General features: G+C 32.1%; 22 protein-coding genes and 1 riboswitch. Of the genes, 7 read left to right on the top strand and 15 right to left on the bottom strand.

What is annotated here, in order from left to right:
• Positions 1–4: 4 nt before the first annotated feature.
• The 7 genes from ITJ86_RS15505 to ITJ86_RS15535 form a co-directional block, all read right to left on the bottom strand.
• Positions 5–1297 carry a restriction endonuclease subunit S gene (locus tag ITJ86_RS15505; RefSeq protein ID WP_195872569.1) on the bottom strand — a complete coding sequence of 431 codons (1293 nt, stop codon included), beginning with the start codon at positions 1295–1297 and terminating at the stop codon, positions 5–7.
• 1 nt (position 1298) lies between these two features.
• Complete coding sequence (locus tag ITJ86_RS15510; RefSeq protein ID WP_195872570.1) at positions 1299–2786, bottom strand: type I restriction-modification system subunit M; 1488 nt, start codon at positions 2784–2786, stop codon at positions 1299–1301.
• Complete coding sequence (locus ITJ86_RS15515) at positions 2783–3358, bottom strand: restriction endonuclease subunit S (protein ID WP_195872571.1); 576 nt, start codon at positions 3356–3358, stop codon at positions 2783–2785. The genes ITJ86_RS15510 and ITJ86_RS15515 overlap by 4 nt, the downstream gene beginning before the upstream one ends.
• A 229-nt stretch (positions 3359–3587) precedes the next feature.
• Complete coding sequence (locus ITJ86_RS15520) at positions 3588–3953, bottom strand: hypothetical protein (RefSeq protein ID WP_195872572.1); 366 nt, start codon at positions 3951–3953, stop codon at positions 3588–3590.
• 238 nt (positions 3954–4191) lie between these two features.
• Entirely contained in the window at positions 4192–4590 is a 399-nt protein-coding gene (locus ITJ86_RS15525; protein ID WP_195872573.1) for a hypothetical protein, read from the bottom strand.
• Positions 4591–4658: 68 nt separating this feature from the next.
• The gene (locus tag ITJ86_RS15530) at positions 4659–5081 is read right to left on the bottom strand and encodes a hypothetical protein (protein WP_195872574.1); all 423 of its coding nucleotides are present in this window, start codon (positions 5079–5081) and stop codon (positions 4659–4661) included.
• A 40-nt stretch (positions 5082–5121) separates the two neighbouring features.
• Positions 5122–5219, bottom strand: a riboswitch (SAM-I-IV-variant riboswitch).
• A 37-nt stretch (positions 5220–5256) separates the two neighbouring features.
• Positions 5257–6549 carry a phage integrase SAM-like domain-containing protein gene (locus ITJ86_RS15535; protein WP_195872575.1) on the bottom strand — a complete coding sequence of 431 codons (1293 nt, stop codon included), beginning with the start codon at positions 6547–6549 and terminating at the stop codon, positions 5257–5259.
• 344 nt (positions 6550–6893) lie between these two features.
• Here ITJ86_RS15535 and ITJ86_RS15540 point away from each other — a divergent pair, with 344 nt between their 5' ends.
• The 4 genes from ITJ86_RS15540 to ITJ86_RS15555 are packed head-to-tail and all read left to right on the top strand — an operon-like array spanning position 6894 to position 10583.
• Positions 6894–7799 carry a MerR family transcriptional regulator gene (locus ITJ86_RS15540; protein WP_195872576.1) on the top strand — a complete coding sequence of 302 codons (906 nt, stop codon included), beginning with the start codon at positions 6894–6896 and terminating at the stop codon, positions 7797–7799.
• On the top strand, positions 7799–9259 hold the full coding sequence (locus tag ITJ86_RS15545; protein WP_195872577.1) for a phytoene desaturase family protein: 1461 nt from the start codon (positions 7799–7801) through the stop codon (positions 9257–9259). Before ITJ86_RS15540 ends, ITJ86_RS15545 begins: the two co-directional genes overlap by 1 nt.
• Before the next feature lie 19 nt (positions 9260–9278).
• Positions 9279–10118, top strand: a complete 840-nt coding sequence (locus tag ITJ86_RS15550; protein ID WP_195872578.1) for a phytoene/squalene synthase family protein — start codon at positions 9279–9281, stop codon at positions 10116–10118.
• 18 nt (positions 10119–10136) lie between these two features.
• Positions 10137–10583 carry a sterol desaturase family protein gene (locus ITJ86_RS15555; protein WP_195872579.1) on the top strand — a complete coding sequence of 149 codons (447 nt, stop codon included), beginning with the start codon at positions 10137–10139 and terminating at the stop codon, positions 10581–10583.
• Here the strand turns inward: ITJ86_RS15555 and ITJ86_RS15560 are convergent.
• From ITJ86_RS15560 to ITJ86_RS15590, 7 genes are all read right to left on the bottom strand, one after another.
• Entirely contained in the window at positions 10576–11151 is a 576-nt protein-coding gene (locus ITJ86_RS15560) for a TlpA family protein disulfide reductase (protein ID WP_195872580.1), read from the bottom strand. The genes ITJ86_RS15555 and ITJ86_RS15560 overlap by 8 nt on opposite strands.
• 113 nt (positions 11152–11264) lie before the next feature.
• Positions 11265–13532 carry an aconitate hydratase gene (locus ITJ86_RS15565; protein ID WP_195872581.1) on the bottom strand — a complete coding sequence of 756 codons (2268 nt, stop codon included), beginning with the start codon at positions 13530–13532 and terminating at the stop codon, positions 11265–11267.
• A gap of 210 nt (positions 13533–13742) precedes the next feature.
• On the bottom strand, positions 13743–16517 hold the full coding sequence (locus ITJ86_RS15570) for a bifunctional aconitate hydratase 2/2-methylisocitrate dehydratase (RefSeq protein ID WP_195872582.1): 2775 nt from the start codon (positions 16515–16517) through the stop codon (positions 13743–13745).
• Between the two features lie 287 nt (positions 16518–16804).
• Positions 16805–17758 (bottom strand): AAA family ATPase, encoded by a 954-nt coding sequence (locus ITJ86_RS15575; RefSeq protein WP_195872583.1) that lies wholly within the window; start codon positions 17756–17758, stop codon positions 16805–16807.
• 6 nt (positions 17759–17764) lie between these two features.
• The gene (locus ITJ86_RS15580; RefSeq protein ID WP_225034591.1) at positions 17765–19210 is read right to left on the bottom strand and encodes a peptidylprolyl isomerase; all 1446 of its coding nucleotides are present in this window, start codon (positions 19208–19210) and stop codon (positions 17765–17767) included.
• On the bottom strand, positions 19173–20024 hold the full coding sequence (locus ITJ86_RS15585; protein ID WP_230080325.1) for a peptidyl-prolyl cis-trans isomerase: 852 nt from the start codon (positions 20022–20024) through the stop codon (positions 19173–19175). The genes ITJ86_RS15580 and ITJ86_RS15585 overlap by 38 nt, the downstream gene beginning before the upstream one ends.
• Positions 20025–20036: 12 nt before the next feature.
• Positions 20037–21983, bottom strand: a complete 1947-nt coding sequence (locus tag ITJ86_RS15590) for a peptidylprolyl isomerase (protein ID WP_195872585.1) — start codon at positions 21981–21983, stop codon at positions 20037–20039.
• A gap of 252 nt (positions 21984–22235) precedes the next feature.
• On the opposite strand from ITJ86_RS15590, the gene ITJ86_RS15595 reads away from it, so the two are divergent.
• On the top strand, positions 22236–22685 hold the full coding sequence (locus ITJ86_RS15595; RefSeq protein ID WP_195872586.1) for an SRPBCC family protein: 450 nt from the start codon (positions 22236–22238) through the stop codon (positions 22683–22685).
• Positions 22686–22736: 51 nt separating this feature from the next.
• Complete coding sequence (locus ITJ86_RS15600) at positions 22737–22970, top strand: hypothetical protein (protein WP_195872587.1); 234 nt, start codon at positions 22737–22739, stop codon at positions 22968–22970.
• Between the two features lie 94 nt (positions 22971–23064).
• Here the strand turns inward: ITJ86_RS15600 and ITJ86_RS15605 are convergent, their stop codons facing one another.
• On the bottom strand, positions 23065–24204 hold the full coding sequence (locus ITJ86_RS15605) for a lycopene cyclase family protein (RefSeq protein ID WP_195872588.1): 1140 nt from the start codon (positions 24202–24204) through the stop codon (positions 23065–23067).
• A 316-nt stretch (positions 24205–24520) separates the two neighbouring features.
• Between ITJ86_RS15605 and ITJ86_RS15610 the strand changes: the two genes are divergently transcribed.
• Complete coding sequence (locus ITJ86_RS15610) at positions 24521–25474, top strand: Fic family protein (RefSeq protein WP_195872589.1); 954 nt, start codon at positions 24521–24523, stop codon at positions 25472–25474.
• Positions 25475–25574 lie beyond the last annotated feature (100 nt).

Below are 25574 nucleotides of genomic sequence, written 5' to 3' on the forward strand. Positions count from 1 at the left end.
GAACCTAAACTTTTACCCTAATTTTCCCTGTTAACAATTGTTGCATTAAACCTTTTTTCTGCGATTTTAATTGCTCTAAATAGTTTTGATACTTTTCTAACTCCTCATCGATTTTATCAAAGAATTCTGCAATAACAGTTTGTTCGTTTAAAGAAGGAATATTCACATTAATGGTCTCAAAAACATTCCATCGTAACCCACCTCGTCGTGCAATAGAGCCAGACATATTGCTTTGATAGTTATAAATCATCCTATCTGTTTTAAGTAGTCTAAACATAAACGAATCATTAATTGTTTTGTCCGTTTTAAAAACGGTATACATTGGGCTAACCAAACCTCTTTCCATTAAGTCTTGAAAACCAATAGAACCTTCTTCAATGTGGTTTGTTGCATAGGCGAAATAACCTTTAGGTACTATTTTGTATTTAGACAAATCATCTCCAAACACTTTTCTGCCGAAATAATCTAAAGACCTAACTAAACCATCATATTTAGTGCACGATAGCACTTCTAAATCATCATCTTTTTTATTCTTATCAGTAAACTGTGTTGCAATTTCCCCAATTCTAACTTTTCTCCACTCCTCACTAAACCCATCCAAACGTGTTTTACCTGTTAAGAGCTGTTGCATTAAACCTTTTTTACGTAGCTCTAACTTATTTATAAGGGTTTGTGTTTTTTCAATGGCTTCGTCCCAATCGGATAAGATAGAGGCTATTTTTTTTTGTTCTGAAAGTGGTGGAACAGGAATTAGTATTTTACCCAAATTAGTTTTAGATACTCCTAACACTGAAATGCCTGTCGCCACCCTATAGATAGACCTTATAACCTCTTCATTTTTAAATAGGTATGATTTAAAACCATTAATAAAATTACCCCCTTTATCTCTCAAGGCAAATGTATGTAACCCAGAAATTAATTTAATATCATTAACGTTTATCAATTCTATACAATCACAAATCCCTTCATAATCTTCAGAAGCATCTGCCATTACCAAATCACCATCTATTAAATAATCAGGTTCAGATTTGATTAGTTGATTATCTATAATTTTGGGCAATAATGGTTCTTTTGATACATCTAAGAGTTCATATTTAAATGAGGAATGGATATCTCCATAATGAATATTATATATAGATTTTTCATCTAATACTTCGTTTGAAAGTTGCCTCCTTGATAACGAGTTAGTTTTTAAAAAGTCAAAGACATGAGCTACATTTTCAACACCCCAATCATCAGGAATCCATCCAATCTTGGTTTTCTTATAACCAATTTTATTTTCTTCTATCACCTCCATATTAAAATCCTAATACTTCTAAATGTTGTTCTAACTTTTGCTCGACTTCTTCTATCTGCTCTTTTATAGCTTTTATCTCTACTTGAGTAGCTTTAATATCTACAGGTTCTTCTTCTTCAAACGTATCTACATAACGAGGGATATTTAAATTATAGTCGTTTTCTAAAACTTCTTCTAATTTTGCTACATAACTATACTTATCTATAGTTTCCCAATTTTTATATGTCGTAACTATCTTATCTATGTTTGCTTTACTAAGTTTGTATTGGTTTTTAGCATTCTCATACTCATTACTAGCATCTATAAATAGTAGTTCTGTATTATCACCTTTATTTTTATCGAATATTAGAATTGTAGCAGGAATACCTGTTCCAAAAAACAAATTAGCAGGTAAACCTATTACTGCTTTTAAAAGATTTTCTTCAATAAGTTGTTTTCTAATTTTGCCCTCAGAGCTCCCTCTAAATAATACACCATGAGGCAATACAACACCTGCTTTACCATGCTCGTTTAAGGTTTCAATCATATGCGTTATAAAAGCATAATCACCTTTACTTTTTGGTGGAACACCTCTATGAAAGCGATTATACCTATCTGAACTAGCATTCTCTGCGCCCCATTTATCTAAAGAAAATGGTGGATTGGCAACTACTATATCAAATTTCATTAAAGCATCATTCTCCTTTAACAATGGGTTATTAAGCGTATCTCCCCATTCTATATTGGCATTGTCCATTTCGTGAAGAAACATATTCATTCTTGCTAATGCCCATGTACTTCCGTTTAATTCCTGACCGTTAATAGCTACGTTTTTGCTACCAATTTCATCAGCTACTTTTAATAATAATGAACCTGACCCACAAGTAGGGTCGCATACTCTATCTCCTTCTTTTGGCTCAACTAACTTGGATAATAATGTTGATACTTGAGATGGTGTATAAAACTCACCTGCTTTTTTACCTGCGTCTGAGGCGAAATTTGCAATAAGATACTCGTAGCTATCACCTATAACATCATTTCCTTCTAGATTAGATGGTCTTAAATCTAACTCTACAAAATCAGTTAATAAGTTCTTTAAACGTCTGTTACGGTCTTTAGTTTGCCCTAAATTGGGTTCTGAATTATAATCTATATTACGGAATACTTTCTCTAATTTTGAACGGTTTGCATCTTCAATATTCTCTAAAGCAATATTAATAAGCTCACCTAAATTATCTGCGTTTCTATTCTCATATAAATACTCAAAGGAACTATCTTCATTGACCTTAAAACGCTCATGTTTCATAGCTCGCTCTACACGCTCTAAATCGCCATTGTATTTATCCATATAACTCACCCTTTTTTCTTTATTTACATCTGATATGTACTTAATAAAGAGCATAGTTAAAATATAGTCTTTATATTGCGTTGCATCTATAGTACCTCTAAAGGTGTCGCATGCAGCCCAAACCTTATTGTTTATTTCTTGCTGAGTTAGTTTTTTGCTCATGATATCATCTTATTATTATTCATAATTTTATTTATAAGCCCTTTTTTAAGCTCTTTTCTCTTTATTAATAAATCTTGTGTTAATCTTAAGTCTTCATCTAAAAGATCTATAAATTCTACTATTTTTATCTGTTCTTCAATTGAAGGTAAAACAACATCAATTTGCTCTAACTCTTTTTTTGGTATAGAAGTAATTGTTGCACCTGCCCCAATAAGCTTAAGATTATACTGAATTTTTTCTGAATTTAGATATTGTGCCAAAAACCCACCTAATACTTTTGATGGATGCGTTCTAATAATATAAAATAATGATGAAGGAATAACTTGCCCAAAACTATCATTGTAAGCCCATGCAAAGACTCTTTGTCCTTTACCTGCTAATATTACGTCATTGGGTTGCAACAAGAATTTTTCATTTTTATCATTAAGTGGAACAAAACTATTTTCAAACTTTGAAGGCTTATAAAAAGCATCAAAATGACTAGCATGCAAGTACTTAACAACTCCTTCTTGAGTGGGTTTATCATAAGCCCCAAACTGAATTTCCGCAATATCTCCGAGTTTTTGTAACATAAAAATGCTCTAATTTTTAATAATTTCATCACAAATATACATAAAAATATTATTGTAGAGCATTTCTAATTTTGTTTTTTATTTTGTAGAGTGTTTCAAACACAAATAGTGTTACAAAGAAAAACCTTAAATAGTAGTCCTTGAAGTTGTTAAAAAATGATACTTAATCATTGTTTTTCACCAATTACATTATAGAATTTTGGAAGTGGAATTTAAAAAGGGTAAACTTTTAATTAATTTTATAATATAGAGTATTTGGGATTCCTTCTATTGGGTTTACAAGTTCAATTTCAGTATTTGATATTTTTATGAAGCTCCAACTCGCCGCAGTACCTCCCCCTGATAATCCGACTTCATAACTGTTTTCTGTGATAGATTCAATTGCTTCAATCGCTCCATGACCACTTTCAATTCCTTCTTTGTAGCAAGTCTCATAGGAAGCCAATATATAACAAAAGTCGTCTGACGTGAATCTGAAATCATTTTGACCATGTTCTGATGTCCAAGTACCTTGAATCCATGAAGGTGGATTAAAATATTGGTTGTTGCTAGAGCTGTCATCTGATGAAGAGCAAGCTGTTAATGTAAGAATCAATAATAATAGAGGATAAATTTTTTTCATGATTAGATGTGTTACTTTAAAAAGTTTATATCGTTATAGACTCAAATTAAACACAAAATTATTGAAGAACATTACGGTTATCCGTAACCCCAACTAGAACTGTTATAACCAAAGCATCCAATATTCACATTTAAACCCCTTTAAACATCTTGAGAGGATCAAAATATGTCACTCAATTCTTTTACTAACACATAATAAAATTGCTACTAACTTACAATTTAATCTTACTATCAATATTATTATTAACTTCTAACATTACCGTTTTATCATTAAAGACGATTACAATTCTATTTTGATTTAAATTAGACATCAGTTCTTTAGCGATATAAATGACTCCCTTTTTAAATAATTCGTGTTCTATTGGAAATTTAGGATAATTGATAAAGCCTAATGTAGCCGAAGGTTCATCTTGACCTAGAAAAACGATATCACATAGAGTAACCTTAGTGCTTAATAAAATTCGGTCGTTCATTTCTTTTAACTTCTGCTGAGCTCTTGTTAGCTTAGCCTTAAGTTCGGATACTTTCCAAGCCTTCTCAGAATACCCTTTATTTAAACCTATTGTGATTTCTGCTGTATAACCCGGAACGGTTACTTGATTTATTTTCATGCTGATGTTTTAAATCTATATATTCTTGACAGTATTAATTGGATCACAGAATAATAGTTATAGATTAATTAAAATTCAATTATTGGTTGATCGGTAGGTTGGTTTTTAGTCCAACTTTTTAAAACGTTGATATGATACTTCAGCATCATTAAATTACGGTTTTCAGATACTGAGACATAATCTTCACTAATATGTTTAACCGTTGTGTCGTCGTCGTGCTGAGACAGTGCTAAGGCAACACTCTCCATTATTTTCTTGTCAATATCCTGCTCAACTTCTTGAATAGATCTTCCTTCTGTTTTAATACCTAAGCCGTTTAAAACCTTACATACAGTATTATAATCAGAATTCTTATCAAGGATATGGTTATTTCTTATAGTAATTCGAGTTGAACTTACATGTTGTGGTTTCTTTCCAAAGATTAAATCTTTTAGCTTAAATTTATACTTGTAATAATACTTCTCGAATTTTGTAATTTTCTTGTATTGCATAATTTTAACGCTTTAAAATTACACCAATAAAAGATTTGGAAGTTGCACATTATTTTGACAGACTGTCCACATCTTTTGACCACCGTGGACTCTCGTCTCGGTTGGTATCTTATTAAGATAAGATTCTTGATGTATGAATTATTTATTTAGGTAAATATAATAAAACATCTTAAGCTTATTTATTAGATGAACGTTTATCCCAATAATCTTTTTGCTGTTTCGCATATTCCACCTGAGTTCTCTTAATATAACCAAGGAACTCCTTTTCAGTTGCATGCCCTGTAATCTTCATAATAGTTAGTGTCGGAAGTTTTCCATACATATTAGTTGCAAAACTTCTTCTACCTACATGCGAAGAGATTAAATCACACTTAGGATACTTACCTTTAGTTTTTCGATGAACAACAACTTTCTTACCATTTTCTAAAATTTCACGAGGCATAACTTTAGCTCCTGAAACCAACTTAGTAATTCCTACCTCCCTACAAACAGTCTTTATATAATTATTAAATTTTTGAGGAAATATTCTTAAGGGAAATTGACCATCCCTTTTATTTAAAATACTTCTGATATAAGGGTTTACATGAATCAATACAGGTGTTTCTGTTTTCTTAGTTGACAACTCTATAAATTCATCATCTTTAATGTAAGTAGAATCAAGTTTTAATAGATCAGAAACTCGTAAACCTGTCCAAACAGCTATAATTAGCCAATCTCTCGCATTGTCTAGTTTTTGATCTTTGAACTCATGAGAAAAAATAGAATATATCTCATCTTCAGTTAAATAAACATCTTGTGTTCTATTAGAAGGTGCTTTAAATAGTTTGCTTTTATAATCTTTGGACACCTCATAACCTTTCATTTCTGCTTCACGGCAAAGTTGAGCTACGTATTTTACATACCTCCCAATAGTATTAGGTGACAAATGATGCTTATTTGTTAAATAACTTATAAAACGCTGATTAAAAGCAACATTTATATCCTTTAGTTTTATTTTTTTAGAAAGTTCATCCTGTAGCCCAATTAATTTCACTTTTAATGATTCAAAATATTTAACTGTTCTTACATCTAGATCTCCATTATCAACCCTTTTTTGTATACCATTTATATATTGATCTAAAAATGGTAATAAATAAATTTCAGAGTTAATCTTGTCATCATCAAAATTTTGATTAAAAAAATTCTTGATTGCCGATCTTAACCATTTCGTGTTAATCACGGTACCTTCAAGATTATCATTCTCAAACTCTTTATTAATATGAACTTTTAAGTCTCTAAGTTTCTTATTTAAATTACCGTAATCTAACTTATCAGTCTGATTAATCTGCTCTTTAGCTACACTCCATTTCCCTTTAGGTATCTTTATACCTGTTGAAACTTCATAGTCCGCTCCTAGTCCTGGTTTAAATCTTAAATAGATTGACTCTCCACTTTTGTTTTGTCTTACTCTATATTTTATTGAAGCCATCTGTAGTGATTAATTTTATTACCCCTATTTTTACCCCCAATTTACATTAATTTCATTAAATACTAACTATTAAATAAGATTAAAATTAAACACCAAACAAACAGAAGTCATTATAAATAAAGATCTAAAGAGACATTAACTATTTAATCAAATTAAATAGAATAAATAGTTTCGAGTCTTCTCGTGCGCACAATTACCTAAAAACTTACGCTTCATATCCTAAATAAATCACCTGCACGCATTATTTCCTTTCTCCCATTATTCTTTTTTTTTCATAATTTTCGTTAATTCCTAACTTGGTATTAATATAAATCTTATTTTTGTTTAAACTTTTGTAAAAAACAATGAACAACATTAAAGATAAGTTTAGTATTAAGGATCTAGAAAACCTCACAGGTATAAAAGCCCACACTATAAGAATATGGGAAAAGCGCTACAATCTTCTCGAACCTAAACGTACCGAAACTAATATTAGATATTATGACTTGGCCAGTTTTCAGAAGTTACTTAACGTAAGTTACCTAAATAATAACGGTTATAAAATTTCAAAAATTGCTACCATTGCGTCTGATAAAATTCCAGCATTAGTAAAAGAAATTGCGGCAGAAAGCAACACAGACAACCATGCTATAAATGCATTTAAATTGTCTATGCTAAATTTTGATCAAAGTTTATTTTACAAAACTTATAAATCGCTACTTTCTGAAAAGACGTTTGAAGAGATTTTTTACAACATTTTTATCCCGCTTTTAACTGAAATTGGATTGTTATGGCAAACCGACACTATAACTCCTGCTCACGAGCATTTTATTTCACAACTTATTCGTCAGAAAATTCTAATTAACACAGAAAAGCTACAAGAAAATCAAAACTATAATTCAGACAAAACCTTTGTATTGTATTTACCAGATAACGAAATACACGACATTGGTTTAACATATATTAATCATGAAGTAATTAGACATGGTTATCGATCCATTTATTTAGGTCAAAGTATTCCTATTGAGAGTTTAATTGATCTTAAAAATTATTACAACAATATTGTATTTATTTCTTATTTTACGATAAAACCAGAAAAAGAAAATCTATCTGATTATTTTCAGAAATTTTCTGATCTCATATTAACGTCACCAGACACAGAGTTTTGGGTATTGGGAAGTATGCTCAGTTATATTGACAAAGACAAATTACCTAAACAAGTAAAAGCATTTAGCTCTATTAAAAGTTTTACCAACACTTTAGAAAATTAATGACTAAAACAGTATCCATAATAGGTTCAGGATTTTCAGCTTTATCAGCAGCCTGCTATTTAGCCAAAGCTGGTTACAAGGTGTCTATGTTTGAAAAAAACAGTACAGTTGGTGGCAGAGCACGACAACTTAAAAAAGATGGTTTTACCTTTGATATTGGTCCAAGTTGGTATTGGATGCCAGATATTTTTGAAAAATTCTTTAAAGACTTCGGAAAGACAGTTAATGACTATTATGAATTAGACAAATTGAGTCCTGCCTATAAAATTTTCTTTGCAGATGATATTATTACTGTTGGAGATCATATGGATCAAATTTGTATGGAATTTGAACGAATTGAGAAGGGCAGCTCAAAACCACTTCAACAATTTATAGCCACAGCTCAAGACAATTACAATATCGCTATAAATAAAATTGTTTTAAAACCTGGCCTTTCCCCTTTTGAATTGGTAACCAAAGACACCATTACTCGTTTAGACCAGTTTTATAAAACGATTAGTTCTGAAGTTCGTAAGAAGTTTAAGAATCCCAAACTAATTTCAACATTAGAATTTCCTGTTTTGTTCTTAGGCGCTAAACCCAATCAAACACCATCGTTTTATAGTTTTATGAACTTTGCCGATTTTGGTTTAGGAACTTGGCACCCTAAAGGTGGCATGTACGAAATAGTTAAAGCCATGAAGCGTTTGGCTGAAAGCTTAGGTGTCACAATTCACACCAACAGTAATGTCGAAAAAATTAGTGTCGAGAATAAGAAAGCGAAAAGCCTAACAGTTAATGGACAAGTTATTAGTTCTGATGTCATTCTTAGTGGTGCCGATTATCATCATTCTGAAACGCTCTTAGACAAAAATTACAGGCAGTACAGTGAATCTTACTGGGAAAGCAGAACATTTGCCCCTTCATCTCTTCTCTTTTATGTTGGTTTTAATCAAAAACTGAAAAACATAGAACATCACAATCTTTTCTTTGATACCGATTTTGAAAATCATGCTGAAGAAATTTATGATGATCCTAAATGGCCTAAAAATCCATTATTTTATGCTAACTTTCCTTCTGTAACAGATGAAAGCATGGCACCTGAACATTGTGAAAACGGATTTTTCCTAATTCCAATTGCTCCAGGACTAGAAGACACACCAGAGCTACGTCAGCAATATTTCGACCTTATTATGAGTCGTTTTGAAAAACGAACAGAACAGGACGTTAAAAACCACATCCTATTTAAAGAATCGTATTGTGTTACTGATTTTATTAACGATTACAATTCTTATAAGGGGAACGCCTACGGTATGGCAAACACCTTAATGCAAACTGCATTTTTAAGGCCAAAATTAAAAAGTAAAAAAGTAGATGGACTTTATTTCACAGGGCAACTCACTGTGCCTGGACCAGGAGTTCCACCTGCTTTGATTTCAGGAAAGCTAGTTGCTCAACTGATTCAAAACAATGAAGTTTAACAACTAAAAAATTACACTTATGAAATTAATTTTTGACCATGTTTCCCACACTTGTAGTAAGGCTGTCACACAAGCTTACAGTACCTCATTCTCAATGGCGACTAAAATGCTTTCCCTTAGTATTAGGCAAGACATATACAATATTTATGGTTTTGTTAGATTTGCTGATGAAATTGTAGATTCATTTCATGATTATGATAAAGAAAAACTCTTTAATATGTTTGAGAGTGATCTTGAAGCAGCATTAGAACATAAAATTAGCCTTAACCCTATTCTAAATTCTTTTCAAGAAACCTATCATAAATATGGTATTGATAAACATTTGGTCAATTCGTTTATGGACAGCATGCGTTTAGATCTTCACAAAAAAGATTATTTAACTGACGCTGAATACAAAACCTATATTTATGGCTCAGCAGATGTTGTTGGCTTAATGTGCTTAAAAGTTTTTGTAAAAGGAGACAATGCTAAATTTGACGCATTAAAAGACTCAGCGATGAGCTTGGGATCTGCGTTTCAGAAAGTGAACTTTTTACGAGACCTAAAAGAAGATTTTGAAGACTTAAGTAGAACTTATTTTCCAAACACTGATTTAAATAAGCTTAATGAAGCTTCAAAAAAGGCCATTATTACTGAAATTGAAGAAGATTTTGCAAAAGGCTTAGAAGGCATTAAACGATTGCCATTAGAGGCTAAGTTTGGTGTATTTATGGCATATCGATATTATAGTAAACTTTTAGAAAAACTTAAAAAGACACCAGCTTTACAAATAAAATCGACAAGAATTAGGGTTCCTAATTATAGAAAAATAGAATTATTAACACGCAGTTACGTAAAATATCAATTAAATTTACTGTAACCTTTTAAAGCCTCTATAATGCAAACCGTTTTTTGGATATTAATTTTTTTAGGCACCTTCTTTATTATGGAGTTTAATGCGTGGTTTACGCATAAATACATAATGCATGGATTTTTATGGAACCTACATAAAGACCATCATCAAAAGGATCACGATAGTTGGTTTGAAAGAAATGATGCCTTTTTTGTCTTTTATGCCATTGTAAGCATCCTATGTTTCTATCTCTGGAGTTATGAAGCTATTTGGTACACCTTGCCAATTGGACTAGGCATACTAGTTTATGGTATGGCTTATTTTATCGTTCATGATATATTTATTCATCAACGTTTTAAACTATTTAGAAACGTTGATAATAAATATGCGAGAGGTTTAAGACGTGCGCACAAGATTCATCATAAGCACTTAGGAAAACACAAAGGAGAGAATTTTGGAATGCTTATAGTTCCTTTTAAGTATTTTAAATAGGTTGTTCTGAAAGCAATTCGTCGAGCTGACTCCTAACTTTTTTACTATTCCAATCTACAGCTCCAGACTCATCTACTACAATCTCACCGCTCTTATTAATTATAAAAGTTCTAGGAATTGAATGTACAGATAATTCTAAAGGAGGAGCACTCAATGGGCTGTAAACTTCAAAATTGAATCCATTTTTAGTTTTGAATTTTTCTACCTTATCAAAATCATCATTAGTTACAAAAAGAAATACAACCTTGTCATTATAGTCGTTATATACGTCTTGAATACTAGGCATTTCTGCAATACATGGAGGGCACCAAGTCGCCCAAAAGTTTATAAATACCACTTTACCTTTTGTATCCTTAAAATCTAAATCTAATTGCGAATCAGAAATTAGTTTCCAGTTAGAATAACTTACCGACTTACGTTCTTCTTTATCGATTATTGAAGATTGATTAAAGTAGCTCATGCCTTTATGAACCCAAACTTGAAAAAACGAACGTGTTTGCGGAATTATAAAAAGCAGTATAACAGCTACAAATATAATATTACTCTTAGTCCATCTTTTCTGTTTCATACTGAAATTCCATTTTAATAATGGTCGCTATATAATACATTCCTTTCAAAATAAGATACAAAAAACTCCCAGTTAAAATAACTGGGAGTCTATAAAATATTGCGGTCACTTTATTAAGCGTTTTGCTTCTTAATTAAGTTTAAAGCAGAACCTTCATTATACCATTTAATTTGTGCTTCATTATAGGTATGATTTAATGCAATAACATCTTTAGATCCATCTGAGTGCACAATTTCAAGGTGCAATTGTTTGTCTGGTGCAAACTCATTTAAGTCCGTAAAGTTAAATGTATCATCTTCTTGAATTAAATCGTAATCTGCTTCATTATCAAAAGTTAAACCTAACATACCTTGTTTTTTAAGGTTGGTTTCATGAATACGCGCAAATGATTTTACGATAACAGCTGCTACACCTAAATGTCTTGGTTCCATAGCTGCATGCTCTCTTGAAGAACCTTCACCATAGTTATGATCACCAACAACAACTGACCAAACTCCAGCCGCTTTATATGCTCTTGCTGTATCTGGTACTCCACCAAACTCATCTGTTAATTGATTTTTAACAAAGTTGGTTTTCTTACCGAATGCATTAACAGCTCCAATTAAACAGTTGTTAGAAATATTATCTAAATGACCTCTAAATCGTAACCATGGACCAGCCATTGAAATATGATCGGTTGTACATTTACCAAAGGCTTTAATTAATAACTTAGCCCCTTTAATTTCATTTCCGATAGGCTCAAAAGGAGTTAGTAGCTCTAATCTTTCAGAATTAGGATCTACAGTTACCTCTAAACCACTTCCATCGGCAACAGGTGCTAAATAACCATTCTCTTTAACTTCAAAACCTTTTGGTGGCAATTCCCATCCTGTTGGTTCTTCGAACATCACTTCTTCACCATTTTCATTGATAAGTTTATCTGTTAATGGGTTAAAGTCTAAACGTCCAGAAATAGCAATTGCTGCTGTCAATTCTGGTGAAGCAACAAATGCATGTGTATTTGGATTCCCATCAGCACGCTTAGCAAAGTTTCTATTAAAAGAGTGTACTATACTATTTTTAGGTGCATTTTTAGGGTCATTATATCTTGCCCATTGTCCGATACAAGGACCACAAGCGTTTGTAAATATTTTAGCATCTAATTCTTTAAATATGCCAAGAATCCCATCACGATCTGCTGTAAATCTTACTTGCTCAGAACCAGGATTAATTCCTAATTCAGATTTCATTTTTAAGCCTTTATCTAAAGCTTGTTGTGCAATAGATGATGCTCTCGATAAATCTTCGTAAGATGAATTAGTACACGAACCAATAAGTCCCCATTCTACTTGTAATGGCCATTCATTTTCAGTAGCTTTTTTAGTCATATCACTACCTACTTCAGTAGATAAGTCTGGTGTAAAAGGGCCATTTAATAATGGTCCTAATTCAGATAAGTTAATTTCTATAACCTGATCGAAATACTGTTCTGGATTAGCGTATACTTCATCATCTGCTGTTAAGTATGGTCTAATAGCATTTGCTGCATCTGCAACATCTGCTCTTTCGGTAGCACGTAAATAACGTTCCATAGAATCATCGTAACCAAATGTAGACGTCGTCGCTCCTATTTCAGCTCCCATGTTACAAATTGTTCCTTTACCTGTACAAGACATTGATGTTGCACCAGGACCAAAATATTCTACAATCGCACCTGTTCCACCTTTTACAGTTAGAATTTCAGCGACTTTTAAAATAACATCTTTTGGCGCTGTCCAACCTGAAAGTTTTCCGGTTAACTTCACACCAATCAACTTAGGAAATTTAAGCTCCCAAGCCATTCCTGCCATGACATCAACAGCATCAGCTCCACCAACTCCAATAGCAACCATTCCTAATCCACCTGCATTTACAGTATGTGAATCTGTACCAATCATCATTCCACCAGGAAATGCATAATTTTCTAATACCACTTGATGAATAATACCAGCACCTGGTTTCCAGAATCCAATACCATATTTATTAGATACCGATTCTAAAAAGTTAAATACCTCACTACTCGTTTGGTTTGCGTGTTTTAAATCTGTATCAGCACCATCTTTAGCTTGAATTAAGTGATCACAATGAACTGTAGTTGGTACAGCCACTTTAGGTTTTCCTGCTTGCATAAACTGTAATAACGCCATTTGCGCAGTTGCATCTTGACAAGCTACACGGTCTGGAGCAAAGTCTACATAATCCTTTCCTCTGGTAAACGCTTTATTAGGTTTTCCATCCCACAAATGTGAGTAAAGTATTTTTTCTGAAAGTGTCAATGGCTTACCAACAATCGCTTTAGCTGCATCAACGCGCTCAGTCATGTTAGCATAAACCTCTTTAATCATATCAATATCAAATGCCATAGTCTTTTTTTTAAATTTTAATTCTACTAATATACAAAATGCAATAGTACTTTAAAAGCGTTCGATACATATAATAGCGATAGTGGAATAGGAATTTTCTATATATAATTATTCTAAATTGGAAACAAGGTTTTGTGGAAATAAAACGTATTAAAAAACAAAAAGCCTGAATCTAAAATTCAGGCTTTAACTTATAGTATAAAATATTAATTATCTCACTAATTGTTTCGTAGAAGGCTTAAACTTCGTTAAAACAATACCATCAACAGCAGCTTCATATTCAGCTAAAGTAGGTGTTCTACCTAATATTGTAGATAAAACTACCACTGGTGTAGATGATAATAAAGACTCTCCTTTTTTCTCTCCATCATCTTTTACAACACGTCCTTGGAATAAACGTGTAGATGTTGCCATAACCGTATCTCCTGGTTCTGCTTTTTCTTGGTTACCCATACATAAATTACAACCTGGACGCTCTAGGTATAACATGTTTTCGTACTTAGTACGTGCTAATCCTTTTGGTGCATTATCATCAAACTCAAAGCCTGAGTATTTTTGTAATACTTCCCAATCTCCTTCTGCCTTTAACTCATCTACAATATTATATGTAGGAGGTGCAACAACTAAAGGTGCTTTAAATTCAACTTTACCTTGTTGAGCTTCAATGTTTTTTAACATTTGAGCTAATATTTTCATATCGCCTTTATGTACCATACAAGAGCCTACAAATCCTAAATCAACTTTTTTAGTTCCACCGTAGTATGATAATGGTCTAATATTATCATGCGTGTAACGCTTAGAAACATCTTCGTTATTCACATCTGGATCTGCGATCATTGGTTCAGCTATTTCATCTAAATCAATAATAACTTCTGCATGATATTTTGCATTAGCATCTGGTCTTAAAGATGGTTTAATACCAGTTTTAAGCTCTGTAATTCTAGTTTCTGCTTTTTCAACAAGACCTTTAAGAACTTGCTTCTCGTTATCCATACCTTTAGCAATCATGATTTGGATACGACCTTTAGCAATCTCTAAAGATTCGATTAATGTTTCATCTTCAGAAATACAGATAGAAGCCTTAGCTTTCATTTCAGCTGTCCAATCTGTAAATGTGAAAGCTTCATCTGAAGTTAGTGTTCCGATATGAACCTCAATCACACGACCTTGGAATACGTTTTCCCCTCCAAATTGCTTCAACATTTGTTGTTGTGTGGCATGTACCACATCACGGAAATCCATATAAGATTTCATTTGACCTTTAAAGGTTACTTTTACAGATTCTGGAATAGGCATAGAAGCCTCACCTGTAGCTAAAGCTAGTGCTACTGTACCAGAATCGGCACCAAACGCCACTCCTTTAGACATACGTGTGTGAGAATCTCCACCAATAATAATGTCCCAATCACCAACAGTTATATCATTAAGTACTTTATGAATAACATCTGTCATTGGAAAATATTTCCCTTTTGGATCACGACCAGTAATTAAACCAAAATCGTTCATAAAGCTCATTAACCTTGGAATGTTGGCTTTAGACTTATCATCCCAAACTGAAGCTGTATGACAACCCGATTGGTATGCTCCATCTACAATAGGAGAAATTACCGTTGCAGCCATCATCTCTAATTCTTGAGATGTCATTAACCCAGTAGTATCTTGGGACCCTACAATATTTACTTCTGCACGAACATAAGAACCTGCATGTAACGTAGCACCTGAAGTACCTACTGCATTTTTATTGAATATTTTTTCTACTGCTGTTAAGCCTTGTCCTTCAATTGTCACTTCTTTAGAAGGTGCATATACTTGAGGAATATCAATACCTAAAACGTTACAAGCAAATGTTTGTAATTTTTTACCGAAGACAACGGCGTAAGATCCACCAGCTTTCATAAACTCCATTTTCTGCGGTGTAAATGCAGCAGAAACATCTTTAAGCTCTTGATCTCCGTTGTATAATTTTTTCTCTTTTGTATTTATAGTTAATACAGTTCCTGTAGCAACTGAATAGACTTCTTTTAAAATTGGCTCTCCATCTTCATCAACAATAGTATTACCATTCTCATCCTTTTGCTGCACCCAATTTTTAAGGTCTAATCCAATACCTCCTGTAACACCAACTGTTGTTAAGAAAATTGGTGCAATACCATTGGTACCAGCAATTACAGGCGCAATGTTTATAAATGGTACGTATGGGCTAGATGAAATACCTGTCCATAAGGCCACATTGTTTACACCTGACATTCTTGAAGATCCCACTCCCATGGTTCCTTTTTCTGCAATTAGCATCACACGCTTATCTGGATGTGCTTCTTTTAATGCTAATAATTCATTTTGCATCTCTTTATTATGCTCAAACATACATTGCCCATGTAACTCACGATCTGATCTTGAATGCGCATCACCACCAGGAGATAATAAATCGGTAGAAATATCACCTACACCTGCGATGTATGTTACGACCTCAATCTCTTCGTCAATTTCTGGTAACTTAGTAAAGAATTCTGCTTTTGCATAGCTCTCTATAATATCTTTAGCAATTTTACTACCCAATTTAAAAGCATCTTCTAAGCGGTCTGTATCTGCCTCATATAAAAACACCTGAGTCTTTAGGACCTTAGCAGCTTCTTCTGCTATAGCAACGTCTTCACCTAAAGCTAAATCTAATAAGACTTCAACTGAAGGTCCACCTTTCATATGAGATAATTGTTCTAGAGCAAATGCTGGAGTTATTTCTTCAACGATTGATTCGCCTAAAATAATTTCTTTTAAAAATTTAGCCTTTACACCTGCAGCACTAGTTGTACCTGGTAACACATTATAAATAAAAAAGTTAAGAGAATCCTCCCTATACTCATTATCTACATCTTTAATTTGCTCAATGATTTTACTTAATAATTCAGCACCATCTATTGGCTGCGGATGAAGTCCTTGATCTTTGCGTTCTTCAATCTGCTTTAGGTAATTTTGATAAATACTCATGTAAGAAATCTTTAGTTACTATTTTTTAATCTTAGTGATGTAAAAAATACAGTCTTATTTATAAATTTAAAAGTCATGCAAATTAATATAAAGATTTATAAATACAATAGCCTAAAACATTATTATCATACTATTTTAGGATAGTGATATAAAATTTTTATATGATTGTACTTTTGCAGGTATTTTTCGATAAGAAAGAACTATTAGATCTCGACTTTTTTATGCATAAAATCACCTCAAAGTATCATTTGAAGGCTTAACGCTATGATAAAATTGAAAACGAGTGCTTAGAATAAACTTTGAATAATCTTTTCGTCTGTAACGCCTTCGGCTTCGGCTTTGTAGTTTTTAATAATTCTGTGTCTCAGGATTCCGGTGGCTACTGCTTGAACATTTTCAATATCTGGAGAAAATTTACCGGTTGTTGCCGCATGTGTTTTAGCTGCTAAAATTAAATTTTGAGACGCTCTAGGACCAGCTCCCCAATCTACAAACTCTTTTACTATATCTGCAGCAGAACTTGCATTTGGTCTTGTTTTAGCCACTAAAGAAACTGCATATTCTATAACATTATCTGCTACAGGAATACGACGAATGACATTTTGAAAATCGATAATTTCTTGCGCTGTAAATAATGAATTTACTGTCTTATGAACATCTGTTGTCGTAGATTTTACAACATCTACCTCTTCTTGGAACGAAGGATATTCTAAATTAATAGCAAACATAAATCGGTCTAATTGTGCTTCTGGTAAAGGATAAGTTCCTTCTTGCTCTATTGGGTTTTGAGTTGCCAATACAAAGTAAGGTAAGTTTAACTTATACTGATGTCCTGCCACTGTAACCGCACGTTCTTGCATAGCTTCTAGTAAAGCTGCTTGGGTTTTTGGAGGTGTTCTGTTAATCTCATCTGCTAAAATAATATTAGCAAAAATTGGTCCTTTTAAAAATTTAAACTGTCTGTTTTCATCTAAGATTTCACTACCTAAAATATCACTTGGCATTAAATCTGGAGTAAACTGAATACGTTTAAAATTTAAACCTAATGCTTGTGCTATAGTGTTTACCATTAAGGTTTTTGCTAAACCAGGAACTCCTATTAACAGGGAATGACCACCAGAAAAAATAGAAATTAAAATTTGATTTACAACTTCATCTTGACCAATGATAACTTTAGCAACTTCTTCCTTTAATGCAGTATATTTTTTTACAAAATTTTCAATTATTGCAACATCAGACATATTATATTATTTTTTTAACCAATTCCCTTGAAAATCACAGTCTCTATACTCACCGTTAATCTTAATGTAAGTTTCTTCAATGGTCTTCTTTTGCCATTTAGCAACAGCATCTACTTGCTTATCTTGCAAGGCTAATTCTTTAATTTTTAAATAATCTTGAGCGAAATCTGCTTTGTGATCATCTATACGATCTGTAACGGTTAAAATCTTAAATTTTATTCTATTCACACGATCTTCATCTTGTAAAACCTCACTGATTTCACCATCCTTTAAGTTTTGAATCTGAGCATATAATTCTGGCTCCATTCTCGTTAATTCAAAATTAAAATCTTGTGTTGTTGGGTTGGTCATTTGACCTCCTTCATATTTTGTTTCCTCTTCATCACTAAACTCTCTTGCCGCTTCTGCAAAAGTTATAGAACCATCTACAATTTTAGCTCTAACTTCATCAATTTGATCTTTAGCTTTTTTAATTGCTTCTTGTGTTAGTTCCGGACGAATTAAAATGTGTCTCACATCATATTCTTGACCTCTAATTTTTTCTAATAGAATGATATGATAACCAAAGTCAGTTTCAAATGGTTCTGAAATTTCACCTTCTTGCATTGAGAACGCTACATCTCTAAACTCTTTTACCATTCTAGGCTGATTTCTATTTAAGGTATATTTTCCTCCAGTAGATTTAGACGCAGAATCTTCAGTATAAAACAATACTTTAGTTGTAAAACTAGAGCCATTCTCTTCAATATCTGTTTTGAATCCTTTTAACTTGTCAATAACGGCTTGCTTAGATTCTTCCGTAACTTCAGGAATAATTACAATTTGAGCCAACTTAAGTTCTGTTCCAAATATAGGACGTTCATCTTCTGGAATATCGTTAAAAAACGTACGAACCTCTTCTGGCGTCACTTCAATATCACCAGTTACTTTGTTTTGCATTTCTTGTGCGAGATATTGATTTTTATTAATCTCATCCATCTCTTCACGTAAAGCTTGCTCAGAATCTTTTTTGTAGAAATCTAACAAACCTTGCATATCGCCTTTGGTCTGTGCCAAAATACCTTGTATTTGCTGTTCTGTTCGCGACTTAATGTATAATTCGTTAACAAGAACACTATCTTGAATGGCTTGATGCGCATATAACTTGCTCTCTAACAAACTCCCAAAAAGCTCACATCTCGAAAAGCCTTTTAAGTCTGCTCCTTGTGCTTCAAGTTGCGCAATTTCTCTATCTAAATCAGATTCTAGAATAATATAGTCACCTACCACTGCGGCAACACCATCTGCTTTGATTCTTGTTTTCTTTACGATTGTATCTTTTGTTGTTTCAACTTGTGGTACATCGTCTTGTATGATCTCTTGCGCATTAGCATTACTAAAGGTAAAAGATATAAAGCCAACTAAAAGCGTTGCTTTAATTAAAAGTTTGGAATTTATTTTGTTTGATAGCATCGTTTGTAATATCATTTTCGAGTTGCTTAATGAGCTCTAATTTTCTCTTGTTTATAACAATTTTTGTGATTGACGAGTTTACATAATCCAAAGGCGCATAGTCGTTTTGAAGTCGTACGTCGTTTACCAACATCAAATATAGGTTTAATGAATCTTTGAGCTGTAAAAAATTAGATTTTTTTAACAGTTCATTTTTATTGGTATTATTAATAATCGGAATTTTTTCAGCTACACGACTTACTTTTAACCAAAGTGAATCGTTTAAAGAATACGACCTAAATTGAACAGATATAGAATCTAGATATGATTTATCTTTAGGTTGGAAGCGTTGAAACCGCGTTTTAATAGTATCTAAATTTACCGGATTTAATGGTAAACTGATATATCTGAACTGAATTAAATCATCATTCAATTTAAAAGACTCTTTATTATTTTCGTAGAACAATTCTGCTGTTTCGCGTGGCACTACAGAATCTATATTCTTTTTAACCAAGCCTTCTAAGTACGCTTTTGTATACAGGTCGTTTTTATATTGCTCTACTAATTTAGAAAATTCAGCTTGCTTCTCTTCAGGCAGGTTTAACATAGCACCATCCATTAAAAGTAAGCGACTTGCCCAACGATTAATATAGGCGTTAACCATTAACGTACTATCTTCTTTAGGTGTACCTTCTGGAACTACATCTTTTATATCTTCCTTATAAAGAAAACTTTCATTAACTCTAGCTACTGCATCTTGAGTGTCTGGTTTTTTTAGAAAATCGCAACTCGCAAAAAGTAAACAAATACTAAATATGTAAAAGAAGTGTTTCAAAAATTAGGTGAATTAGTTTCCAATTTTAGTTTTAATAGTTTTAAGCGTTTCTTGATTTACCTCTATTTTAAAACGATTGTTTAAATCCTTAATCCAGTTAGATTCAATTTCAGCTTGATAATCATTAATAACATTACCTTTAGCTTCTTCTAAAGTTTTTTGTCCAGCTGGTAAAACCTCAATCACATTAATAACGTGAAAAGATTCGTTATGCTTATAAATACCTGAAACACCTTTTTTAGCTTTAAAAGCTGAAGGTAAAATAGGGGTATCTGTAGCGAAAGTACCATTTGTAAAGATAACGTTTTGCTTGTCGTTAGTATTTAATTCATCTTTAATAGCCGCTTCAGATTCTCCCTTTTTCATTAACTTAAGAATTTTCTTTGCTTGAGACTTATCTGCAGAAGATGCCATTATTACTTCAACTCTATCTGACCATTGGTATTTAGATTTGTTGTTAGTGTAATACGTTTCAATACCAACAGAATCTTTAGACGCCTTGTTCCAAACCTCTTTTTCCATGAGATCAAACAACAATAATCCATCTTTATATTCTTTTAAAATATTAGCATATTCTACGTTTTCTACTTCTAAATTATCTTCTCTGTATTGTAAGATTGATTTTTCAAAGAAGCTATCATATTCTTTGTCTATAATAGTAGCAAAATCTGTGGTTCTTCCTGAATAAATACGTTGTGCTGTGATTAAATGTTTTCCGAAATCTTCAAACGTAAAATTGGTTTTATTTATAGAAAACACTATGTCAGTTGCCTTAAAATCTTCAGGTAAACTCCATGTTCTATTATAAAAATCTTTAGAAAGTAAAGCTTCAAAATAAGTCTTAGCTTCAGCATTATATACAATATCATACTTATCTTTAAGCTTATTGATTAACGCTTCTTGAATTAATTGCGACCTAGAATCTCTTTTTACTTTTGTCTCTAAAGCATTCTTTACATTTTCTAAGGGCTCAATTGGTTTATGGTTAAGTCGTTTTACAATATGCCAACCATAAGCAGACTTAAACGGTTTACTTATATCTCCATTTTCTTTTAAATTAAAAGCAACATCTTCAAATTCCAAAGAACTTAACTGACCACTTTTAAAAGGTGCCATTTTCCCACCCTCTCTTGCAGAACTTTTATCCTCTGAAAACTGTTTGGCTAAAGCATCGAAACTTTCTCCTTGATTCAGTTTCTTATAGATATCGTTAATTCTAGCTTCAGGATTAGATAATGAATCTTTCGGATTTAGATTCACCATAATGTGTGCAACGGTTACTGTACCTCTAGATGGTCTTCTTTCATTTACTTTAACCACATGGTAACCAAAACGCGTTCTAAACGGCATTGAAATCTCACCAGCTTTAGTATTATAGGCTGCAGATTCAAAATCGTAAACCATTTTAAAAGCTGAGAAATACCCTAAATCTTCAAGAAAGATAGTTTCTCCGTTATGCATTTCTGCTTTTACCTTATCAAACCCTTCTTCTATTACACGATTTCTAAGTTCTAAAACTTTATTATACGTCGCTAAAGTATCTTTGACTGAAGGATCTAAACGCACTAAAACATGTGAAGCATTAATATCTAAATTAGAACGCTCATAAGCTTCAGTCACCAAAGCATCAGTAACTTTATTCTCTGAGATATAGTTGCTAATTAACTGTTTTTTATAGCGCGTAAATTCGCGTTGGTAGTTTTGATCTTCGTCTAACTTTAAACGTTTCGCTTCTTTTAGTTTAAGTTGATATTCTGTAAATAGTTTTAAATAGCCATCAATATCCTTTTGACTTTCATCTTGAACTAAATCTAAATTTTTGTTGTAGACTCTTAAGAATTCTGAAGCCATAATAGGTTCTCCATCTACCTCTAGAAGAACAGCATCATCATTATCTTGAGAAAAAGAAAAATTTAGTGCAAAAAACACCAAAAACAGACATTTAATATTAAGTTTCATAATTTAACCTTGATTTGTATTGATATAAGAAACATGCTTTTAAAACTCAGCAAAAGTAATATAAATAGCGTATTTAGCAATAGGATTAAATAGCATTATTTTAATAATTACTGCTAGATACGTCGTAAAAATCACACCACAATAAGATGTTAATGTATTTTACGATGATTTTAACAATTAAAAAAGCCTAACATCGATTAGATTGAACTTCTGACTTGCCTTTTTATATTTTTATCAAAATTACAAAACTGCATGGAGTACACCACTGAAATATTAATTAAGAAATCCATATCTGAGGTTATTAAAAAATATAGTTCTATTGGCAATTTAAAACATTGGCAAGAAGGCTTGGTGAGTACTGAACACATTTCTGGAACTCCAACTGAACTTGGTGCTAAAATGAAATTAACTTTTAGTTTTGGAAATCGTAAAATGGAAATCATTGAAACCGTAACAAAGCAAGAATTCCCTAATGAATTACACGTTACCTATACTACAAATGGTGTGCGTAATATTCAAGAAAACTATTTTAAAGTTATAGAGAACAACGCAACCCAATGGATTTCTAAAACAAAATGTCAGCCAACGAGTTTAAAGATGAGCTTAATGTTGTTTTTAATGCCAAGTGTATTTAAAAAGCAAACGGCAACCTATATGAGTAATTTTAAAAATTTTGTTGAACAAGGTACTTCAATTAGGTAATTTACCGAGTACACCAACGAAATATTATACAGAAACAAGAGGATTTAAAGCATGCGTAAGTTAAAATTAATTTGGGATTTTAGAGGTCCAGCAGGACAAAAAACAGCAGAACATCATCTCATCCATTTAAAGGAATATATTGAAATTAATGCGTTAGACATTTCTATTACAGGTGTCGAAACCATAAGCGACATGCATAGTTTGGCGTATTTAGTTGTAGATGAATCTGAAATGAAACCTATTAGAGATGCTTTAAAACCTCATAGAGGGCAGGTTTATTCTTAAGTTGTTAAGTTGTTAAGTTGTTAAGTTGTTAAGTTGTTAAGTTGTTAAGTTGTTAAGTTGTTAAGTTGAAAGTATAGCTCTCGACCTAATACTATTAAAACAACCGTTTAAAAAATGCCTGAATAAATCGTTTTGGTGGCACTGATAAAATGATTTTTAAATCCTCTAACCACGTAGACTCTTCGTCTAAAAATTTAAAAATAGTTTTAATATTTGCCTTTTTGAACATAGACGAAAAAAGTGCTGCTCCTTCGGCATTATGATTTGCTAATACATCTAAAAATATTACATCGTAAAAATTATATTTTGTCCGCTTTTGAAATTTCGACAAGTCGTTATCCGTCTTTAAAAATGCAATAACCTCTTTTGTTTTCTTTGAGGTGTTATAAAAGGTGTAACCTGTACTTGCTTTTGTCCAACCACCTGCAGTACCTATATTTAGAATGTGTTTAGAGTTTAAGGCGCTAAACTTAAAAGATGTCATGGGAATATTGCCTTTTTCCTTTTCTACAATGTCGTAATCAGATACATTTTTTGTCTTCAAGTAGCTCTTAATAGCATCCTCATAATCAGAATATTCTAATAATTCTTTAGAAAACAATGTGTACTCAAATAAGGCCGTTTTTTTATCTATTGGCAACACATACATAAAGCGTGTATTTCCGTTCTGTGGCACAGTAAAATCCATAAAGGTTGCCTTAGTATCATCAAACGCATCAGCATTTGTTTTTACAAACCAACCTACAAAGTGCTGATGAATTAAAGGATATTTCTGTTGTGATTTGTACACTTCCGGATTTGGTAAACTATTAAAAACTTTAAACCCAAAATAGCTATCCGTTTTTGAAACAACATCTACACCAGATGTTGACGCTGTACAACGTTCAATAACGGCTTCTATAAAAGTAAAATTAGCTTTGGTGTATATTTGCTTCCAAAGTGCCTTGTAAAAGACTTCGCTTCTCAGCATTTTGTATTGAAACGGAGCTATTGGAAGGGTTTTAGAAAAGGCATCACTTCCAAAGTAAATATGATTCCATGTTTTACTTACAAGGTGATCCCATTCTCCTGCTCCATTTTCCCAATAACACCATGTTCTATCGTTGCCTTTGTTTTTTGTTTGGTCTATAATTAAAATCGATTTATCATCAAAGAATGCATCTTTAGACATTCGGTATGCCAGCAACAATCCTGAAGCTCCTGCACCTAATATGATATAATCGTATGTCTCCAAATTGGTAAATTATAGATTGAAACACAAAAGTAAATCATTTTGTTTGGTTTATGTAATTCATACGTCTGGGCTGTAACAAAAGCTTGCTAATTGATTGTATTTATTAATTCAACTCACGTCATATGGTGTTTGTTATAAAAACCTATCTTTACAGTATAACAACAATCACATACTTATAATAACCTGATTTATTTACGGGATACGAGTACTATAAGTTGTGATATAACTAGTTGTGCCCAATTAAAAAATCACGTTTCATAACATAATTCAGATTAAATGATTGTACCTTTGATAGTATCAAATGATAGTATGACAAATGAAACCACCTTACGAAATAACATCTTCTATTTTAAAATTAATAACTTCTATTTCAGAGAAAATAGGAGAAGTAAATGCTAATTTATTAAACAAACCTTCACCTAAATTGAGAAAACAGAATAGAATTAAAACTATTCATTCTTCATTAAAAATAGAAGGAAACACACTTACAGAAGAACAAATAACAGCACTTCTTGAAAACAAAAGAGTTATTGGTCCTAAAAAAGATGTTCTTGAAGTTCTAAATGCAATCAAAACCTATGAAAATTTAGAAAATTTCAATCCTTCTAATGAAAAATCCTTTTTAGAAGCACATCAAAACCTAATGGAAGGTTTAATTGAAAATTCTGGAAAATATAGGACTCAAAGTGTCGGAATTGTAAAAGGCTCTAAAGTTGAGCATTTAGCACCACAATTTGGAAATGTACCATACTTAATGAAAGACCTTTTTGAATATTTGGAAAAGTCTGATGAAATTGAATTAATTAAAAGTTGTGTTTTCCATTACGAAATGGAATTTATACATCCATTCTTGGATGGAAATGGCAGAATGGGAAGATTATGGCAAACTTTAATTTTAATGGAAAAATATCCAATATTTGAGGTTTTACCTTTTGAAACTTTAATCAGTAATGACCAAGAAAAATATTACAAAGCTTTGGCTGAAAGTGATAAATCTGGAAAATCAACTAAGTTTATTGAATATATGCTAAACGTTATTGACATTTCAATAAGTCAACTATTAGATTTTAATAATAGAACGTTAAATGAAAAAGATAGATTAGAATACTATGTTTCATTAAATAAAACTGAATTTACAAGAAAAGATTATATGGATATTTTTAAAGATATTTCTTCAGCAACTGCAAGTAGAGATTTAAAGAAAGGAGCAGAATTGAATTTATTTGAAAAAATAGGAGAAAAAAATAAAACAATCTATCGTTTAAAATAACTGGGCACAACAAAGTACTGTGGTAAAAAACAAGTAAAAACGCATTAATTTTTAACCAAAGTACTTTTATAGTTTTCGTCAAATATTAATCCAGATTTAG

Origin of the sequence: Winogradskyella marina (genome assembly GCF_015645385.1) — a bacterium.
Lineage (GTDB): Bacteria > Bacteroidota > Bacteroidia > Flavobacteriales > Flavobacteriaceae > Winogradskyella > Winogradskyella marina.

Excerpts from the sequence above, each read along its gene's own strand:
- ITJ86_RS15505 (WP_195872569.1), bottom strand. The coding sequence starts at position 1,297 with ATGGAGGTGATAGAAGAAAATAAAATTGGTTATAAGAAAACCAAGATT.
- ITJ86_RS15510 (WP_195872570.1), bottom strand. The coding sequence starts at position 2,786 with ATGAGCAAAAAACTAACTCAGCAAGAAATAAACAATAAGGTTTGGGCT.
- ITJ86_RS15515 (WP_195872571.1), bottom strand. The coding sequence starts at position 3,358 with ATGTTACAAAAACTCGGAGATATTGCGGAAATTCAGTTTGGGGCTTAT.
- ITJ86_RS15525 (WP_195872573.1), bottom strand. The coding sequence starts at position 4,590 with ATGAAAATAAATCAAGTAACCGTTCCGGGTTATACAGCAGAAATCACA.
- ITJ86_RS15530 (WP_195872574.1), bottom strand. The coding sequence starts at position 5,081 with ATGCAATACAAGAAAATTACAAAATTCGAGAAGTATTATTACAAGTAT.
- ITJ86_RS15535 (WP_195872575.1), bottom strand. The coding sequence starts at position 6,549 with ATGGCTTCAATAAAATATAGAGTAAGACAAAACAAAAGTGGAGAGTCA.
- ITJ86_RS15540 (WP_195872576.1), top strand. The coding sequence starts at position 6,894 with ATGAACAACATTAAAGATAAGTTTAGTATTAAGGATCTAGAAAACCTC.
- ITJ86_RS15545 (WP_195872577.1), top strand. The coding sequence starts at position 7,799 with ATGACTAAAACAGTATCCATAATAGGTTCAGGATTTTCAGCTTTATCA.
- ITJ86_RS15550 (WP_195872578.1), top strand. The coding sequence starts at position 9,279 with ATGAAATTAATTTTTGACCATGTTTCCCACACTTGTAGTAAGGCTGTC.
- ITJ86_RS15555 (WP_195872579.1), top strand. The coding sequence starts at position 10,137 with ATGCAAACCGTTTTTTGGATATTAATTTTTTTAGGCACCTTCTTTATT.
- ITJ86_RS15560 (WP_195872580.1), bottom strand. The coding sequence starts at position 11,151 with ATGAAACAGAAAAGATGGACTAAGAGTAATATTATATTTGTAGCTGTT.
- ITJ86_RS15565 (WP_195872581.1), bottom strand. The coding sequence starts at position 13,532 with ATGGCATTTGATATTGATATGATTAAAGAGGTTTATGCTAACATGACT.
- ITJ86_RS15570 (WP_195872582.1), bottom strand. The coding sequence starts at position 16,517 with ATGAGTATTTATCAAAATTACCTAAAGCAGATTGAAGAACGCAAAGAT.
- ITJ86_RS15575 (WP_195872583.1), bottom strand. The coding sequence starts at position 17,758 with ATGTCTGATGTTGCAATAATTGAAAATTTTGTAAAAAAATATACTGCA.
- ITJ86_RS15580 (WP_225034591.1), bottom strand. The coding sequence starts at position 19,210 with ATGCTATCAAACAAAATAAATTCCAAACTTTTAATTAAAGCAACGCTT.
- ITJ86_RS15590 (WP_195872585.1), bottom strand. The coding sequence starts at position 21,983 with ATGAAACTTAATATTAAATGTCTGTTTTTGGTGTTTTTTGCACTAAAT.
- ITJ86_RS15595 (WP_195872586.1), top strand. The coding sequence starts at position 22,236 with ATGGAGTACACCACTGAAATATTAATTAAGAAATCCATATCTGAGGTT.
- ITJ86_RS15600 (WP_195872587.1), top strand. The coding sequence starts at position 22,737 with ATGCGTAAGTTAAAATTAATTTGGGATTTTAGAGGTCCAGCAGGACAA.
- ITJ86_RS15610 (WP_195872589.1), top strand. The coding sequence starts at position 24,521 with ATGAAACCACCTTACGAAATAACATCTTCTATTTTAAAATTAATAACT.